This window comes from Pseudomonas sp. GW821-FHT09C08 (assembly GCF_059418125.1).
Window position 1 is genome coordinate 89,231 of record NZ_JBWKPG010000001.1, and the last position, 17,471, is coordinate 106,701.

General features: G+C 63.1%; 13 protein-coding genes. 6 read left to right on the plus strand and 7 right to left on the minus strand.

Annotation, left to right across the window (positions count from 1 at the left end; translation table 11 throughout):
- Positions 1-28 precede the first annotated feature (28 nt).
- The 4 genes from AC07OJ_RS00410 to AC07OJ_RS00425 all read left to right on the plus strand — a co-directional run bounded on the left by AC07OJ_RS00410 (position 29) and on the right by AC07OJ_RS00425 (position 7,082).
- Complete coding sequence (locus AC07OJ_RS00410) at positions 29-1,153, plus strand: zinc-dependent alcohol dehydrogenase family protein (RefSeq protein ID WP_495093650.1); 1,125 nt, start codon at positions 29-31, stop codon at positions 1,151-1,153.
- A gap of 256 nt (positions 1,154-1,409) precedes the next feature.
- A complete protein-coding gene (locus tag AC07OJ_RS00415; protein ID WP_065905614.1) occupies positions 1,410-2,555 on the plus strand; it encodes an efflux RND transporter periplasmic adaptor subunit in 1,146 nt (381 codons plus the stop codon).
- Positions 2,552-5,707, plus strand: a complete 3,156-nt coding sequence (locus AC07OJ_RS00420) for an efflux RND transporter permease subunit (protein WP_201143958.1) — start codon at positions 2,552-2,554, stop codon at positions 5,705-5,707. The genes AC07OJ_RS00415 and AC07OJ_RS00420 overlap by 4 nt, the downstream gene beginning before the upstream one ends.
- Positions 5,700-7,082 (plus strand): efflux transporter outer membrane subunit, encoded by a 1,383-nt coding sequence (locus AC07OJ_RS00425; RefSeq protein ID WP_495093651.1) that lies wholly within the window; start codon positions 5,700-5,702, stop codon positions 7,080-7,082. Before AC07OJ_RS00420 ends, AC07OJ_RS00425 begins: the two co-directional genes overlap by 8 nt.
- 39 nt (positions 7,083-7,121) lie before the next feature.
- Here the strand turns inward: AC07OJ_RS00425 and AC07OJ_RS00430 are convergent, their stop codons facing one another.
- The 7 genes from AC07OJ_RS00430 to AC07OJ_RS00460 all read right to left on the minus strand — a co-directional run bounded on the left by AC07OJ_RS00430 (position 7,122) and on the right by AC07OJ_RS00460 (position 14,821).
- Positions 7,122-8,429 (minus strand): MFS transporter, encoded by a 1,308-nt coding sequence (locus AC07OJ_RS00430; RefSeq protein WP_065905617.1) that lies wholly within the window; start codon positions 8,427-8,429, stop codon positions 7,122-7,124.
- Positions 8,430-8,491: 62 nt separating this feature from the next.
- Positions 8,492-9,472, minus strand: a complete 981-nt coding sequence (locus AC07OJ_RS00435) for a transketolase family protein (protein WP_495093652.1) — start codon at positions 9,470-9,472, stop codon at positions 8,492-8,494.
- A gap of 2 nt (positions 9,473-9,474) precedes the next feature.
- A complete protein-coding gene (locus AC07OJ_RS00440; protein ID WP_065905619.1) occupies positions 9,475-10,362 on the minus strand; it encodes a transketolase in 888 nt (295 codons plus the stop codon).
- A gap of 97 nt (positions 10,363-10,459) precedes the next feature.
- Complete coding sequence (locus AC07OJ_RS00445; RefSeq protein ID WP_495093653.1) at positions 10,460-11,551, minus strand: glycerol dehydrogenase; 1,092 nt, start codon at positions 11,549-11,551, stop codon at positions 10,460-10,462.
- Between the two features lie 130 nt (positions 11,552-11,681).
- Positions 11,682-12,374, minus strand: a complete 693-nt coding sequence (locus AC07OJ_RS00450) for an SDR family NAD(P)-dependent oxidoreductase (RefSeq protein ID WP_201143963.1) — start codon at positions 12,372-12,374, stop codon at positions 11,682-11,684.
- A gap of 30 nt (positions 12,375-12,404) precedes the next feature.
- The gene (locus AC07OJ_RS00455; RefSeq protein ID WP_120448132.1) at positions 12,405-13,205 is read right to left on the minus strand and encodes a shikimate dehydrogenase family protein; all 801 of its coding nucleotides are present in this window, start codon (positions 13,203-13,205) and stop codon (positions 12,405-12,407) included.
- A 17-nt stretch (positions 13,206-13,222) separates the two neighbouring features.
- On the minus strand, positions 13,223-14,821 hold the full coding sequence (locus AC07OJ_RS00460; protein ID WP_495093654.1) for a GMC family oxidoreductase: 1,599 nt from the start codon (positions 14,819-14,821) through the stop codon (positions 13,223-13,225).
- A gap of 222 nt (positions 14,822-15,043) precedes the next feature.
- Between AC07OJ_RS00460 and AC07OJ_RS00465 the strand changes: the two genes are divergently transcribed.
- Positions 15,044-16,189, plus strand: coding sequence for a glycerol dehydrogenase (locus AC07OJ_RS00465; RefSeq protein WP_065906092.1), 1,146 nt, complete (start codon positions 15,044-15,046; stop codon positions 16,187-16,189).
- 43 nt (positions 16,190-16,232) lie between these two features.
- Complete coding sequence (locus AC07OJ_RS00470) at positions 16,233-17,405, plus strand: iron-containing alcohol dehydrogenase (protein WP_495093655.1); 1,173 nt, start codon at positions 16,233-16,235, stop codon at positions 17,403-17,405.
- Positions 17,406-17,471 lie beyond the last annotated feature (66 nt).

Genomic DNA, 17,471 nt, shown 5'->3' on the forward strand with positions numbered 1-17,471 from the left:
ATCGATCCCGCTGCGTTGGAGACACCCTATGCAAGTCAGAACTGCTGTCCTCAGACACATGAAGGTTGCCCCGCCCTACGCCCAGAGCAAGCCGATCAGCATCGAGACCATCGAGCTGGCGCCGCCGGGGCCGGGTGAGGTGCTGGTGCGCATCCGGGCTGCCGGCCTGTGCCATTCCGACCTGTCGGTGATCAATGGCGATCGCCCGCGACCGATGCCCATGGCGCTCGGCCATGAGGCGGCCGGGGTGGTTGAAGCCTTGGGCGACGGGGTCAGCGACCTCGAGCCGGGTGATCATGTGGTCATGGTCTTCATGCCCAGTTGCGGCCACTGCCTGCCCTGCGCCGAAGGCCGCCCAGCGCTGTGCGAGCCAGGCGCCAAGGCGAATGCGGCAGGTACCTTGATCAATGGCGCGGTGCGCCTGAGCAGTGCGGCCGGGCAGGTGCATCATCACCTGGGGGTGTCGGCGTTTGCCGAATACGCGGTGGTGTCACGCAACTCGGTGGTCAAGATCGACCGCGACTTGCCTTTCGTCGAGGCCGCGCTGTTCGGCTGTGCGGTGCTGACGGGCGTCGGCGCGGCGGTGAATACCGCGCAGCTGCGCGTGGGCGCCACGGCCGTGGTGATCGGCCTGGGCGGGGTGGGCCTGGCGGCGGTGCTGGGGGCGCGAGCGGCGGGGGCGAGCCAGATCATTGCGGTCGACCTGTCGCCGGCAAAACTCGCGCTGGCCAGGGACGTCGGTGCGACCGCCGTGATCAATGGCGGCGACGCGGATGCCGTCGAGCAAGTCCGCCAGCTGACCGCCGGCGGGGCCGACTATGTGTTTGAAATGGCTGGCTCCATCCGTGCGCTGGACAATGCCATGCAAATGACTCGGCGCGGCGGCATGACCGTGACCGCCGGCCTGCCGCCACCGGGCTCGGCGCTGCCGGTCAACGTGGTGCAGTTGGTGGGTGAGGAACGCACGCTCAAGGGCAGCTATATCGGCACCTGCGTACCGCTGCGTGATATTCCACGCTTCATTGCGCTGTACCGCGATGGTCGGCTACCGGTGGATCGGCTGCTAAGTGGGCGGCTGAAACTGGACGATATCAATGAAGGTTTCGACCGTTTGCACGACGGCAGTGCGGTACGCCAGGTGATTGAGTTTTGACGCGCGGGCTTTAACCCCGGTTATTTAAAAAGGTGGCTGAGAGGCCATCTTTTTTTACCTCGGTTATTTGCCTGGGGGTCAATATTGTTTTCGTTTTAACGTGGTTTATCTAAGTCCTTGAGTCACGGAAAATTCCTTTCTATTCAAATAAATGAAAGTGGGTCACGGGTTAACTTGTTGTTCTTGATCCTCTCTTAAAACATTCCATTACGGAGCAACTGACGTGCATTCTTCTAGACAGGGGAAGGGGAGCTGTTTGTCCCTGAAAAAGCCCAACTGGGTTAAAAGTGCGGCACTTTCAGGCATCAGCCTGGCCGTGTTCGCGACGTTGAGCGGCTGTGGCGCAGACCACGCGAAACCGGCATCGGTGGCCCCCACGGTAACGGTGAGCAAACCGGTGAAATCGGTGATCACCGACTGGGACAGTTTCACCGGGCGCTTCGAAGCCACCGACTCGGTGGAAGTGCGCTCGCGGGTCAGTGGCTATCTGGAAAAGGTCGCGTTCCAGGACGGTGCCATCGTCAAGAAAGGTGATCTGCTGTTCGTGATCGACTCCCGTTCGTTCCAGGCGGCGGTGGTCCAGGCCCAGGGCAAGTTGGCGCAGGTGCGTTCGCAACTGGCCTTGGCCGAGCAGGAGTTTGCCCGCGCCAAGGTGCTGATCGAGTCCAGGACGATCGCGCGCAGCCTGTACGACCAGCGCTTGCAGGCGCGTCAGGCGGCGCAGGCCGAAGTGTTGAGTGCCGAGGGGGCGTTGAGCAATGCCAGGCTGGACCTGGAGTTCACCCGCATTACTGCGCCCATGAGTGGGCGCATCAGCCGCAAGCTGATCAGCGAGGGCAACCTGGTCAACGGCGGCAACAGCAGCGCGACGTTGTTGACCACCATCGTGTCGATTGACCCGATCGATATCTACTTCGATATCGATGAGCAGAGCTACCTCAAGTACCGGCGCCAGGCGCATACCGGCGGCAACCAGAGCCAGGTGCGGATCGCCTTGCCCGGCGAAAGCGAGCCGAGCATGAGCGGGCGCATGGACTTTATCGATAACCGGCTCGACCCCTCCACCGGCACCCTGCGCCAGCGTGCTCGCGTGAGCAACAAGGACCTGCAGCTGAGCCCGGGGCAATTTGGGCGGGTGCAATTCTCCAGCCAGGCGGCCTACCCGGCGTTGCTGCTGCCGGACACTGCGATCAGTGTCGATGCGACGCGCAAAGTGGTGTACGTGCTCAACCCGCAGGACAAGGTCGAGATTCGTCCGGTGACCCTGGGCAAATTGCATGACGGCCTGCGCGAAATCGCCGCCGGCCTGCAGGAACAGGACCGCGTGATTGTCGACGGCCTGCAGCGCGTGCGCGCCGGTGATACCGCAACCGCCAGTGCGCCGCTGGAGGCACAGCGATGAACCTGGGACGTACCTCTATCGAACAGCCGGTACTGGCCATTGTGCTGTCGATTGTTTTGCTGATTGTCGGCGGCCTGGCCTACCTGGTGTTGCCGACCTCCGAATACCCGGACATCGCCCCGCCTACAGTAGTAGTCACCGCGACCTACCCCGGGGCGTCGGCGCAGACCGTGGCCGAAACCCTGGCAATCCCCATCGAGCAGGAGGTCAACGGCGTTGAAGACATGCTCTACATGTACAGCCAGGCGACGTCCGACGGCAGCCTGAACCTGACCATCACGTTCAAGGGCGGCACCGACGTGGACAAGGCCCAGGTGCTGGTGCAGAACCGAGTGGCGCTGGCCACCCCGCGCTTGCCGGAGCCGGTGCAGCGCAGTGGGGTGACGGTGCGCAAGTCGTCGCCGACGCAACTGTCGACGATTTTCATCTCGTCGCCCAAGGGCACCTACGACCAGTTGTATGTCTCGAACTTCGCGATCCGCAATGTCGCCGACGTGCTCAAGCGCATCGATGGCGTGGGTGACATCAACCCGTTGGGGGCACGCGAATATTCGATGCGCATCTGGCTCGACCCGGAGCGTGTGGCAGCCTTCAACCTGACCCCGGCCGACATCATCGCTGCAGTGCGCGCGCAGAACACCCAGGTGGCCGGCGGCGTGATCGCCCAGCCGCCGGTGGCCTCCCAGGCGTTCCAGCCGAACCTGATCTTCGAAGGGCGCCTGAAGGAGCCAGCCGACTTTGACAACATCGTGCTCAAGTCGGGGGCCAGCGGGCGCCTGGTGCGGCTCAAGGACGTGGCGCGCACGGAGATCGCCGGGCTGGCCTACGTCAACAACACCTACTACCTGCGCAATCCGGCGATTGGTCTGCAAGTACTGCAGCGTCCCGGGGCGAATGCCCTGGCGACGATGAAAGTGGTCGAGGAGACCATGCAGAAGATCGGCAAGGACTTCCCCGAGGGCATCGAATACAGCATCGGCTACAACCCCACCGCCTTCATCGCCGACAGTATCGGCGAGCTGGGCAAAACCATCTACGAAGCCGTGATTCTGGTGGTGCTGGTGATCATGGTGTTTCTGCAGGGCTGGCGGCCATCGATCATTCCGATCCTGGCGATTCCAGTGTCGCTGGTCGGCACGTTCGCCGTGATGGCGATGCTCGGTTATTCGATCAACAACCTGACCCTGTTCGGCCTGGTGCTGGCGGTCGGCATCGTGGTGGATAACGCGATCGTGGTGGTGGAGAACGTCGAGCGGCACCTGGCCGATGGCAAGAGCCCGCTGGACGCCACGCTGGTGACCATGCAGGAAATCGGTGGCGCACTGATCGCCATCACGCTGGTGCTGTGTGCGGTGTTTATTCCGACGGCGTTCATTCCCGGCATCTCCGGTGAGTTCTTCCGCCAGTTCGGTATCACCATTGCCGTGGCCACCGCGATCTCGCTGTTCAATTCGGTGACCTTGTCGCCGGCGTTGGCGGCGATGATTCTGCGCCGGCATGCACCTGAAGCAGAGCAGGCAAACATCGGCCTGCTCAAGCGTGCGGCGAATGGGTTCAACCGTGGCTTCCTGAAACTCTCGGCGAGCTATGCCGGCAGCGTGCGCGGGCTGGTGGGGCGGACGCCATTGATGCTGGCGATCTATGCGGTGCTGATCGCCGCCACCGCGTACTTGCTGGTGTCGACGCCCAAAGGGTTCATCCCGATTCAGGATCGCGGTTACCTGGTGGTGATCGTGCAATTGCCTGACGGCGCGTCGCTGGAACGTACCAACGCGATATCCCAGCAGATCGAAGCCATTGCGCTGCAGGTGCCTGGGGTGGATCGAGTGCCGACGTTCTCCGGGTTCTCGATGGTGACCGGCACCAGTTCATCCAACTCCGCCGGCCTGGCCCCGGTGTTCCAGCCCTGGTCCGAGCGCAAGAAGCACGGGCTGACCTCGGACAAGATCGCCGCAGACCTGCGTGAGCGCCTCAAAGTTGTCAGCGGCGCCACGGTGATTGTCGCCACGCCTCCGCCGGTACAGGGGTTGGGCAGTACCGGTGGTTTCTCGATGCGCTTGCAGGACACTGCTGGCCTGGGCACCGAAGCCTTGGCCAAGGCCACCGACGCACTGATCGCGGCTGCCAACGCTACCCAGGGCATGACCGGCGTGTATTCACCGTTCTCCGCCCGCACCCCGCAGGTGTTCGTCGAACTGGACCGTGAACGCGCGGAAATGCTCGGCGTACCGAGCAGCCAGATCAACCAGGCAATCGAGACCTACTTTGGTTCGTCCTACATCAACGACTTCAACCTGGTAGGCCGTACCTATCGCGTCACGGCGCAGGCTGACTTGCCGTACCGCGTAACGCCCGAAGACCTGGCGCGGGTCAAGGTGCGCAACGACGCCGGCCAGATGGTGCCGATTGCCAGTGTGACCCGCCTGCATGAGGCTCTCGGGGTGGAGCGCTTCCCGCGCTACAACCTGTTCCCGACCGCAGAAATCAATGGCGATACGTTGCCGGGACTGGGTTCTGAATTTGGCATCCAGACCATGGAGCGCCTGGCCCGGGAAACGCTGCCGGCCGGTATCAGCTACCAGTGGACTGACCTGAGCTACCAGCAGACCACTGCCGGCAACATGGGGCTGCTGGTGTTCCCGCTGTGCGTGATCTTCGTGTACCTGGTGCTCGCCGCGCAGTACGGCAGCTGGAGCCTGCCGCTGGCGATCCTGTTGATTGTGCCGATGTGCCTGCTGGCCGCGGCCGGGGGTGTGCGCCTGATGGGCCTGGATATCAATATCCTCACCCAGATCGGTTTTATCGTGCTGGTCGGGCTGGCGGCGAAGAACGCGATCCTGATCGTCGAAGTGGCGCGGCAACAAGAGAAGGAAGGGCAGGGCATCGTCGACGCCGTGGTCGAAGCGTGTCGGCTGCGTTTGCGGCCGATCCTGATGACGTCGCTGGCGTTTGTCCTCGGTGTGCTGCCGTTGGTGATGTCCGAGGGCGCAGGTTCGGAAATGCGCCAGGCCGTAGGCGCGGCGGTGTTCTTTGGCATGATCGGCGTGACGTTGTTCGGGCTGCTGTTCACGCCGGTGTTTTATGTCTTGATCCGCCGCCTGGCCGGTGGCGAACGCTCGATCCAACTTCAACAGGGGCTGTCCCATGAATGATCTTCTACGTACGCCGGCCTTGCTGCTCGGCGCCGCACTGCTGAGCGCCTGCGCCTCACCGGTGCAGCCTCCGAGCATTGAGGCGCCGGTCGCGCAATTCGTCAACGCACAAACCCCGCAGCCACTGGGTGTGCCGGCACAATGGTGGACGCTGTATCAGGACCCCTTGCTCAACCGCCTGGTGGCGCGTGCCCTGGCCGAAAACCTTGACCTGCAGATGGCCCTGGCCCGCATCGATGCCGGGCGCGCCCTGCGCAACATCGCTGAGGCATCCGGCAGCCCACAGCTGGACCTGGACGCCAGCGCCGCGCGCCAGCGGATCTCGGCCGACCAGGCGGGGTTCAGCGACCCGCTGATCACCGAGCCGAGGTCGATCGGCCTGGGCGCAGCCTGGGAGATCGATCTGTTTGGCCGTATTCGTGAAGGGGTGAGGGCGGCCGACGCCGATTTCCACGCCACCGAGGAGCAGGCCCAAGGGGTGCGCATTGCACTGATCACCGACGTGGTGCAGGCCTACGCCGAGGCGCGTGGCCTGGAGGAACGGCTGGCTATCGTCAAGCAGAGTGCGGCGAGCCAGGCCGAGACGCTGCAACTGACCGAGCAGTTGTACGGCGCCGGGGGCAGCCCGGAAGCCGACTTGCTGCGCGCCCGTTCGCAGTCTGGTTCCACCGCCGCGCAAGTGCCGGCGCTGCAACTCAGCTGGCAGCGCTCGCTGCATCGGCTGTCGGTGTTGCTCGCCGAGCCTGCCGAGACGCTGTACCAGCAGTTCACGGCGACCCCGGCAACGGTGGCCACGGTCTCGTTGCTTGACGCGGGTACACCGGCCGACGTGTTGCGTCGTCGCCCGGATGTACGTGCCGCTGAAGCGCGCCTGATTGGCGCTTATGCGCGCGTCGGCGTGGCCAAGGCGGACCTGATGCCGCGCCTGAGCCTGTCGGCGGCACTTGGCTCGTTGATCGACGGCGTGAGTGCGGCGAGCCTGGCCAACTCGACATTCTGGCTGGCCGGCGTGAATGCCAGCGTGCCGGTACTCGACGGCGGACGGCGACGCAACGTCGTCGACTTGCGCGATGCCGAGGCGCGGCAGGCGTTGCTGGCGTACCGGCGTACGGTGCTCACGGCGGTGTCGGAGGTGGAGTCGGCCCTGGCGGCGGCGCAGCGCAATGCTGAGCGCCAGCAGTTCCTGGCCAGTGCGGCGAGCCAGGCCAGTTCGGCGGCCGCGCAGATTCAGCGCGCCTGGCAGGCCGGGGAAACGCCGTTTCTGGATGTGCTGCAGGCGCAGCGGGTGCAGTTGGCGGCGCAGAACGCGCTGGCCCAGGTCAAGACCGCGCAATGGCAGAACCAGGCTGCGCTGGTCAGCGCACTGGGCGGCTGACGGCAGCGGGGGAGCAGGGCTTGCCTGCTCCCGACGCCTTCAGATTTTGTCGATCGGCACGCCGTGGTTGTTCTTCCACATCAACACCACGGCGCTGGCGATGACCGCGACCACGATCAAATAGATATTGAACATCCAGCCGATATTCTCCGAGTACAGCCAGGTGGTCAGGTACGACGCCGTGCCGCCGAACACCGCCACGCCCAGGGAGATGCATACCCCGAACATGCGTGTGCGATAACGGGTGGGAATCTGTTCGGAAATCGATGCCGGCTTGCAGCCGGTGATAAACCCGACCAACAACAGGCCGGCGGTTTGCGCCACCATCAAGGTCCACGGCTCGCTGGAGATCAAGCCCCACAGCGGGAATAGCGTGGCGGCAATCCCCAGCAGCGAAATCAACGCGGAAATCTTGCGGCCCCACTGGTCCGACAGCCACCCGGAAATGGGCAGGAACACCAGGTAGATCACCTGTGCAATGCAGCTCATGGTGAAGGCGCTGCGCGGGTCCATGCCCTTGACGCTGATGGCGTAGATCGACGCCGAGGTGACCCAGGTGTAGTAGGTCAATGTCGCGCCGGCTTCATACAGGAACAGGCGCACACCGTGCTGGAGGATCTTGCCACGGCTCCACGCCGCTGCCGACGACTCGGCACCGACGCTTGGCGAGTGCTCGCTTTCCATCATGTTGCGCCGCAACCACAAGGCAAACACCGCCAGCAGGCCACCGGTGGCGAAGGGCAGGCGCCAGCCCCATTCCTGCATTTCGCTGGTGGACAGCAAGCCGGTAAGCAGTGCCATGTAGAACGTCGCGAGCAACGAGCCGGACCCTACGGCGAGGAACACCGTGCTGGACCACAGCCCACGCCGTTTCGGCGGGGCGATTTCGGCGATATAGGCATACGACGTGGTGGTCTCGCCGCCGTGGGCGAAGCCCTGGATCAAGCGGGCCAGCAACAGCAGTCCGGAGGCCCAACTGCCAATTGACTCATAGGAGGGAATAAACGCGATCAACAGGCTGGCGCCGGCCATCAGCAGCATCGTGCTGAGCAGCACCATGCGTCGGCCCAACCGGTCGGCGAGGATGCCGAAGAAGATCCCGCCAATCGGGCGCAGTACAAAACCTGCGGCGAACACTGCCAGGGTACTGAGCAGGGCGGAAGTGGGATTGCTTTTGTCGAAGAGGGCGGCGGCGATATACACCGAGGCCACGGTATAGATGGTCCAGTCGAACCACTCCAGCAAGTTGCCAACGCCAGTGGCAACCAATGATTTTTTGCGCAGGGACGTGCGTGTCTTGCCGTGCCCGATCGCGTGATCGGACAGGGTCTCGGTGATGTTATTCATTATTGGCTCCGAGAAATGGGGTACCGCGTGGGAGCGAGCACGCTCGCTCCCGTGGGCAGGCGTCAGGCGTTGAGGTGGGCCAGGGCGACTTCCTCGATTCCGGCGGCATCGAGTTTGTAGTGCTGGTACAGGTGCGTCGGCGGGGCGATCATGCTGTATTCGTCGTAGATGCCGTGGCGCTTGAGCTTCACGCCGACACCTTCGTCGGCCAGCACTTCCGCCACGGCGGCGCCCAGGCCACCGAGCACGTTGTGTTCCTCGACGGTCATCATGCGTTTGCTGCGAGCGGCGGCGCGCAGGATCGCGTCACGGTCGATCGGCTTGATCGAGGCCATGTCGATCACACCCACCGAACGACCTTCGGCATTCATCTTGCGGGCTGCTTCCAGGGCGGCGTGCACAGTGATGCCGCAGGCGATGATTGTGAGTTCTTCGCCTTCGATGTGCTCATGGGCCTTGCCGAACTCGAAGACCACATCGGCGTCGTAGACCACCGGATCGCGACCTCGGCCGATACGGAAATACACCGGCTTGTCATAGGTGGCAGACGCCTTGATCGCCGCCGCCAGTTGCGCACCATCGGCCGGCGAGACCACCGCGAGGTCGGCAATCGAGCGCATGGTGGCGATGTCTTCGGTGGCATGGTGCGAGGTGCCGTAGAAGCCCAGGGAAATCCCGGTGTGGTGGCCGATCAGGCGCACCGGCTGTGCCGAGTAGGCCACGTCCATGCGGATTTGCTCGCAGCACAGCAGGCCGAGGAACGAGGCGAAGGTTGCCACGAACGGCATGACTCCGCAGGTGGCCAGGCCGGCGGCGGCGGTGACCATGTTCTGTTCGGAAATACCGAACTGGATGTAGCGCTCGGGGTACTCGCTGGCGAACTTGTTGAGCCCGTTGGAGTACTGCAGGTCAGCGGAGCCAGCCATCACCGGGTAGCCTTCGCGGGCCAGGTCGATCAGCGCGTCGGACAGGAACGACAGGCCCGGGTTCATCGCGTTGAGGCCACGGTACTGCCAGGAATTGGGGGAAAGAGGGGCGTTCATGTTCAGATCTCCATGGCTTCAATTTCAGCGATAGCGCGTTTGGCGTCTTCCGGGTCGAGGTAACCGAGGTGCCAGCCGGGCTCGGTCTCCATGTAGGAGACGCCTTTGCCCTTGACGGTCTTGGCGATGATGCAGACGGGTTTGTCGCGGCTCTCATCGGCTTTTACGCGGCGCAGGGTCTCGGTGACTTCGGCGATGTTGTGCCCGTCGATCACGTGCACTTCCCAGCCGAACGCGCGCCATTTTTCATCCAGCGGTTCGATGCCGATGACGTCGTCGACCGAACCGTCGAGCTGGAAGCCGTTGCGGTCGACAATCGCGATCAGGTGCTTGGCCTTGTGATGGGCGGCGCCCATGGCGGCTTCCCAGACCTGGCCTTCCTGCATTTCGCCGTCGCCGAGCATGACGAACACGTCATAGGTTTCGCCGGTGAAACGTTGGGCCAGGCACATGCCCAGGCCGCCGGAAAGGGCGTGGCCGATGGAGCCGGAAGAGAAGTCGATACCGGGTACTTTGCGCATGTCAGGGTGATCGCCCAGAGGGCTGCCCAGGCGGGTGTATTCATCGAGCCACTCCTTGGGGAATACGCCCAGGTCCGCCAGGATCGGGAACTGGCCCACGGCAGCGTGGCCCTTGCCCATCAGGAAGCGGTCGCGGCCGGGCCACTTCGGTTCTTCGGGGCGAATCGTCATCACGTCGTAGTACAGCGCGGCAAACAACTCGGCGGCGGAGAACACCGAGGTGTAGTGGCCGGTCTTGGCGATTTCGATCAGGCGGATGGTTTCCAGGCGAACGAATTTCGCCCGGTCCTTTAGCCGTGCAACGGTCACGGCATCGGGGACAAAATCGCTGGCGCGCCACTGTTCGAGCGTTTTTCGGGGTGCAGACATCTCTACCTCCAATCACAGGCATGAATGTGTTGAAGTCGACTTTCAGGCGCGGGGCTTGAACTTCAACGGGTGGGGTGTGGGTTCAGTTGTGGATGGCTCAGTGGGTCAATCCTTCGAGCGCGAGCATGGCCGCGATCAGGTCTTCACACGTCAGCGGGTTGCCCGAGGCCGTGGCAAAGTTGCGGGCGTGAGGCGCTTTCAAGGTGGGCTCGGCGACCTGCATCAGCACCGCGCGGTCGATAACAGGCACGCCCAGTTCGGACAAGTTGCGGGGCAGGCCGATACGTTGATAGAAACCCAGCATGTCGCCCAGCAGTTCAGCGTCACGGTCTTCGAGTATCAGCTGGACCAGCAAGCCATACGCGACTTGCCAGCCGTGCACCTGCTGTTGTGCGCCGGGGATTTTCGACAGGCCGCGGGTCATCGCATGGGCGATGGACAGGCCGCCGCTCTCAAAGCCCAGGCCGCTCATGAGCAGCACGGCCTCGATCAGATGATCGAAGGCCACCGTCACTTCACCGCTGCCAGCCTGGGCCAGCGCCGGTTCGGCGTATTGACGGATAACTCGGTAGCACTCCTGCGCCAGTACCAACCCGGACAGCGCCGGGCGTGCACCGAACATGTTGACGCCGCCAGCGTTGAAGCACTGCTCGGCTTCGAATTTCTTGGTCAGCGCATCGGCGATCCCCGCCAGCAGGAATGCGCGCGGTGCCTGGGCGATCAGCCCGGTGTCCACCAGCACGTAGCGCGGGCTGACCAACAAATGGCCGACTTCGCTGAGTTGGTGATGGGCGTCATAGACCACATAGTTTTTCGACGTGGGCGCATCGTTGGAGGCCACGGTGGGCATGGTCACCAGTGCACAGCCCGAGCTATGGGCGAGGGCCTTGCCGGCGTCGATGCACTTGCCGCCGCCGACCGCCAGGATCAGGTCAAACGCAATGCCTGCAGCGGCAGCGCGCAAACCGGCGATCCCGTCGGCGATGATTTCGCCGTCGAAGGTGAGGTAGTGCAATGCCACGTCGGCTTCAGCGCAAGTGGCATCGAGCCGCTCGCGAATCAGGCCCAGCACGTAGCTGTCGATGACCACCACGGCAGTGCGCCCGCAGTGCGCCAGGTAGGTACCCGCCTGGGCAAGTACTTCAGTGCCCTGGACGTACCGTCCGGGCGAGCCGAAAACCAGATTCATTCAGCACCTCTCACTGTATTGCTCGTTGTTATTTGAGTCTCGACGGCCAGTCGCCGCAGTCTCGATCTTATAGTGATGCATGATATATCATGTTTTTAGACGGTCAAGCACTCAAATAGCCAGCGTCTACTCAGGCGACGGAATACCCGCCATCGACCGGCAGCGTAGTCCCGGTGACGTAGCGCGCGTTGTCGGAGACCAGGAACGCAATCACATTCGCCACGTCCTCAGGTGCCCCCCAGCTTTTCATCGGGATGCGGGCCATGATTCCGGCCGAACGGGCCGGGTCTTCGAACGCTCGTCGTGACAGATTGGTAAGGATCCAGCCGGGCGCCACCGCATTCGCGCGCACGCCGTCAGTCGCCCAGGCCACCGCCATGCAGCGGGTCAGCTCGGAGATCGCGGCTTTGCTCGAGGCATAGGCGGGGGTTTTCGCCGAACCGAAAATCCCCCACATCGAGGCGAAATTCACCACCGCACCGCGTGCGGCTTTCAAACCGGGCAGGGCGGCATTGGTGATGCGCAGGACGGCGTTGAGGTTGACGTCCATGACCCGACCGAAGCCTTCCAGCTCCCACTCGCGGTTGTGGTCGATGATCCCGGCGGCATTGACGATGGCATCCACGCGTTCGAACGGGGCGAAGAAGCGGTTCACCGCGTCGTCGTCGGTCACGTCCAGTTCCTGATAGTGGATGCCGGAAATGTGTTGCTCGGGCTCGCCCAGCCCGACGGTGAACACTTCATAGCCATCCGCGTGCAGGCGTTGCGCGGTAGCCAGGCCGATACCCGAACCACCGCCGGTGACGATTGCTGTCTTTTTCATGGTCTTTCCTTGGGGAGTAAAAACGGGCGCTCAAACGCCCGCTTGGGAAAACAGAAACTCGGCGAGCAGGTCCACCTGGCCGGTGATCATGTGCGCACCTTTATGGATGATGCAGCCACGCTCGGCCGCTGCGCTGAGCAGGGGCGTGATGTCTGGGTTCATCACCACCTCACCGACAATCGTGCCGGCGGCGAGGGTCTCGACGGGCAGCGGCAGCGGATCTCGAGCGTTGAGGCCCAAGGCGGTGCCATTGATCACCACGTCAAAGCCGCTGGCGTCCGCAGGGCCGGCATTGACCCTTTTGCCGGGGAACATCAGGCGCAATTCCAGTGCCAGCGCCTCGGCTTTGGCCGGTGTGCGATTGCTGATCACCAGTTCCTGGATATCTTCGGCCAGCAACGCGTGGGCGATGCCGGTGGCCGCGCCGCCGGCGCCCAACAGCAGCACGCGTTTGCGGCCCAGGTCATGGCCCTGTTTTTTCAGGCCGGCGACGAAGCCGTCGCCATCGAACATACGCCCGGTGAAGCGTCCGTCCGCCAGGCGCTTGGCGACGTTGCACACTTTCAGCAGCAGGGCAGTGCCTTTGAGTTCATCGCACAAGGTTGCCACCTCCAGCTTGTGCGGCACGGTGACGATCACCCCCGCGAGGTTTTCAATGCCGCGCAAACCTTGCCAGGCCGTGGCCAGGTTCGCCGGCGAGACTTCCCATGGCACCAGTACGCCGTCGTAGCCAAGGCGTTCCAGCAACGGGTTGAAGAATTCGGGTGTCCGCAGGTGTTTGGCGGGGTAGGTCAAGTGCACGACGACGCGCGTTTTACCGCTGATAGGCATGGCTGGATTCCTGTGTTCTAGACGTGGGCCGCAGGCAATGCGCTGCGCCCGAGGATCAGGTCGGCGGCTTTTTCGCCGATCATGATGGACGGTGCATTGGTATTGCCGGAGATCAGGTTGGGCATGATCGAGGCGTCCACTACCCGCAGGTTGCGCAGGCCGTGTACGCGCAATTCCGGGTCGACCACGGCCATGGCGTCAGTGCCCATCTTGCAGGTGCCGACCGGGTGGTAGACGGTTTTCGCGCGCTGGTTGATGTAGCTCAGCAGGTCCTCATCGCTGCGCACACTCAAGCCGGGGAATACCTCTTCGTCGGTGTAGGCGCGCATCGCCGGTTGCGCGAGGATTTCCCGCGACAGGTTCAGCCCTTTGATGGCGACACGGCGGTCCTCCGGGTGTGCAAAGTAGCGGGGGTCGATCTGTGGTGGGGTGTCGGCGTGCTTGTCGGCGAGGCGGATTTCGCCTCGGCTCATCGGTCGCAAGACGCAGGTATTGATGGTCGCGCCGGGTTTCTTGATCGCCTCCTGGTCGAGGTCGAAAAACACGATGGGCACGAAATGCATCTGCGCGTTCGGCCGTTCCTGCGGGTGGTCGGTGTTGATGAAGGCACAGGCTTCAGTCACGTTCGAACTCACCGGCCCACTGCCGAACATCAAGTATTGCAGGCCGTTTTTCACGGTGTTGAATGCGTTGTCCTGGCCGTAGTAGCCGTATTTGCCGTGGCAATAGGCGATGCTGCCGACTTCGGCATGGTCCTGCAGGTTCTGGCCGACGCCGGGCAACGTGTGCTGCACGGCAATACCATGACGCTCAAGCTCGGCGGCCGGGCCGATACCGGACAGCATCAGCAGCTTGGGCGACTGGATCGCGCCCGCGCTGAGCACCACTTCCTTGCTGCAGCGAGCCTGCACAATCTGGCCCTTGTGACGGTACTCGACACCGACCGCTTGATTGCCTTCGAGCACCACACGCTGCACGGTGGCGTCGGTGATGACTGTCAGGCGCTCGGATTTTTCGGCGGTGCGCAGGTACGCCACGGCGGCACTGCAACGGCGATTGTTACGTGCGGTGATCTGGTTGAAGCCGACGCCATTCTGGCGTTCACCGTTGAAGTCGGCGGTAAACGGGATGCCCGCCTGCTGCGCGGCACGCACGAAGCCGCGTGACAATTCACACACCTGCTTGAGGTCCGAAACCCCCAGCGGACCGCCTGTGGCATGAAAGCCGTTATCGAAGCGCTCATTGTCTTCAGCGCGCTTGAAGTAGGGCAGCACTTCGCGAAACGACCAGCCATTGCAGCCAGTGGCAGCCCAGTCGTCGTAGTCCTCGTGCTGGCCGCGAATGTAGATCAACGCATTCACCGAACTGCCGCCGCCCAGTACGCGGCCTTGGGGAAGAATGCGTTTGCGTCCGTCCATGGACGTCTGCGCCTGTGTCTCATGGCGAGACAGCAGGGGGCTGGAGAGCAATCGGGTAAAACCGGCAGGAATATGAATCAGCGGATGGGTGTCCCGGGGGCCCGCTTCAATCAGCAGGACCGAGGCCCCGGCCTCGATCAAACGACCCGTCAGCGCACAACCCGCAGACCCGCCGCCAATGACAATGTAATCGTGCATGTCGTCTCCGAATAACGTTGTTCTTGTTTTCATGCATCATATATCTTCGATCCCCCCAAGCGTCAATCCCTGTCTTTCACGGCGGTTTTTCATTCGAAAAAGCGGTTGGCAGTAAAAAATTAAATATGATATATCATCGATCCGTCGACGGTATTGCTCCTCGACCACGTCCTCAAAGCAATAACAAAAAGCCTCCTTGATGGGGCCAGGATGAACACTGAGATGACCCAGATATTTGCCGCACCTGGTCGTTATATCCAGGGCTACAAAGAACTCGACCGCCTGGCACTGCACGTCGCCTGGTTCGGTCGCCGCCTGATGGTGATCACCACCCAGGGCCGCCTGGACAGCCTGAAGCCAACCCTGGAAAGCAGCTTCGCCAGCACCCGCACCGCGCTTCACTACGGGATTTTTTCCGGCGAAGTGACCCGCCAGGAAATCCAGCGCTTGGCGGTGTTGATGCAGGGGCTTGAGTGCGACGGTGTGATCGGTATCGGCGGTGGCAAAGTGCTCGATGCTGCCAAGGCGCTCGCCAATCAGGCGCGGGTGCCGTTGTGCATCGTGCCGACGGTGGTTTCCAACGACGCGCCTACCAGTTCGCTGTCGGTGCTGTACACCGAAGCCGGCGCGTTTGACGACGTGCTGTTTTTCCAGCGCAGCCCGGATGTGGTGGTGGTCGACACCTGGATCATCGCCCAGGCCCCGGTGCGCCTGCTGGTAGCCGGCATGGGCGATGCGCTGTCGACGTATTTCGAAGCCCGCACCTGTGTTGAAGGCTACCGCGACAACTTTCTCGGCAATGCCGGCGGCGGCATGAAGGAGGGCGGCGGCGGGGCCAAGGCCACGCTGACCTCGATGGCGATTGCCGAGCTGTGCTACCGCGTCCTGCTTGAAGACGGCGTGCAAGCCAAGCGCGCCGCCGAGCAGCGCTGCGTGACCAAGGCATTCAACCGCGTGGTGGAAGCCAACGCCTTGATGAGCGGCATCGGCTTTGAAAGCAATGGCGTCGCCACCGCCCACGCGGTGTATTGCGGTTTCAGTGAGTTGGGCCTCCGCGCCACGATGTACCACGGTGAGTACGTGGCGTTCGGCACGCTGGTGATGCTGGTACTGGAAGGCAAAACCAGCGGTGAACTGGATGCCGTGTTGCGCTTTTGCCTGAGCATTGGTTTGCCGGTGACCTTCGGCGATCTCGGCCTGGCCGATATCACCGCGCAGGAACTCGATGCTGTGGCCCGCACCGCGGCCGACCCGAACCAGACCAGCAACGTCGAGCCCTTCGCCGTGACTGTCGATGAGATGAGAGCTGCGCTGATTGCCGCCAGCGATCTGGGCGAGTTGTACAAATATGGCGGCGCGCTGCGATAAGGCCGGGCCGGTCACACATTCCAATAAGAACAAAGGTGAACTGATGAACGCATTTCAGGCAAGTCTGCCTCTCACCCTGGACTTCGAGGTCGGCGCGATCCGGCGCATGGGCGACAAAGTCGCGCCGTTCGGCACCAAGGTGTTCCTGATGGTCGACCCGTTTCTCGAAGGCAGCGAGTGGGTCGCGCAGGTTACTGCCAGCTTTATCGAGCGCGATATCGAATATCTCGAGTTCTACGACATCGTGCCCAACCCCCGTCACACCACGATTGATCGCGCGGTCGATCAAGTGCTTCGCGCAGGCTGCGACGTGGTCGTGGCCATGGGTGGCGGCAGTGCGATCGATTCGGCCAAGGCCGTGGCGTTCGTCGCCGTGCACGGTGGCAATTGCTGGGATTACACCGAGCGCCTCGGCGAAGAGGTACGCCGCCCGCAACGCCGTGGCCTGCCGCTGCTGGTGGTGCCGACCACCTCCGGTACTGGCACCGAAGCCACGCCTTTTGCGGTGATCAACAACCCCGAGCTGGGCCTCAAGTGCGCCATCGTCAACCCGTTCATCTACCCTGACGTCGCGTTGATCGACCCGCAGATCCTGGTGTCGAAACCGCCCAAACTCACCGCACTGACGGCGGTCGATACTTTCTGCCATGCGCTCGAAGCCTATATCAGCATCCATTGCACACCCTGGGTGGAAATGGTGGCCTTGCAAGCCATCCGCCTGTTTGCGGCGAATGCCCAGCGCTGCGTGGAGCACGGCACTGACCTGGAGGCACGCGCCAACATGGCATTTGCCTCGACCCTTGGCGGCATGGCTATCGCCGGTGCCGGGGTGACCGTGTCCCATGCCTTGGGCCAGCCCTTGGGCGCAATGACCGACGCGCCCCATGGCGGCACGGTGGCGGCGAGCACCCCGCATGTCATCCGCTGGACCTTGCCGGTCGCCGCCGAAAAGTTTGCCACCGTGGCCGGGATCCTGTGCCCGGAAACCCTGGGCTTGTCGGTCAACGAGCGCGCCGAGCGCCTGCCCGTAATCCTCGAACAGCTCTTCACCACCCTGGGGGTCACCGACACGTTTTGCAGCTACGGTTTGCGCCCTGAGCAAGTCGATGAATTTGCCCACACCGTCTGGACCAGTTTCAACCAGGACCTGGCCTGCCACCCTAAGCCGATCAACAACCAGGAGGAGGTCGCCGCCATCGTGAGGATGTGCTTCTAACCGACGTTTCAGTCACACCGCGTTAACGCTGTTGCTTCACCGACCCGTCAGTTGGGTTGGCGGGAT

Bases quoted from the DNA above. Each gene is read 5' to 3' on its own strand.
- AC07OJ_RS00460 (WP_495093654.1), bottom strand. From the start codon at position 14,821: ATGCACGATTACATTGTCATTGGCGGCGGGTCTGCGGGTTGTGCGCTG.
- AC07OJ_RS00425 (WP_495093651.1), top strand. From the start codon at position 5,700: ATGAATGATCTTCTACGTACGCCGGCCTTGCTGCTCGGCGCCGCACTG.
- AC07OJ_RS00410 (WP_495093650.1), top strand. From the start codon at position 29: ATGCAAGTCAGAACTGCTGTCCTCAGACACATGAAGGTTGCCCCGCCC.
- AC07OJ_RS00465 (WP_065906092.1), top strand. From the start codon at position 15,044: ATGACCCAGATATTTGCCGCACCTGGTCGTTATATCCAGGGCTACAAA.
- AC07OJ_RS00430 (WP_065905617.1), bottom strand. From the start codon at position 8,429: ATGAATAACATCACCGAGACCCTGTCCGATCACGCGATCGGGCACGGC.
- AC07OJ_RS00470 (WP_495093655.1), top strand. From the start codon at position 16,233: ATGAACGCATTTCAGGCAAGTCTGCCTCTCACCCTGGACTTCGAGGTC.
- AC07OJ_RS00445 (WP_495093653.1), bottom strand. From the start codon at position 11,551: ATGAATCTGGTTTTCGGCTCGCCCGGACGGTACGTCCAGGGCACTGAA.
- AC07OJ_RS00450 (WP_201143963.1), bottom strand. From the start codon at position 12,374: ATGAAAAAGACAGCAATCGTCACCGGCGGTGGTTCGGGTATCGGCCTG.
- AC07OJ_RS00455 (WP_120448132.1), bottom strand. From the start codon at position 13,205: ATGCCTATCAGCGGTAAAACGCGCGTCGTCGTGCACTTGACCTACCCC.
- AC07OJ_RS00420 (WP_201143958.1), top strand. From the start codon at position 2,552: ATGAACCTGGGACGTACCTCTATCGAACAGCCGGTACTGGCCATTGTG.
- AC07OJ_RS00440 (WP_065905619.1), bottom strand. From the start codon at position 10,362: ATGTCTGCACCCCGAAAAACGCTCGAACAGTGGCGCGCCAGCGATTTT.
- AC07OJ_RS00435 (WP_495093652.1), bottom strand. From the start codon at position 9,472: ATGAACGCCCCTCTTTCCCCCAATTCCTGGCAGTACCGTGGCCTCAAC.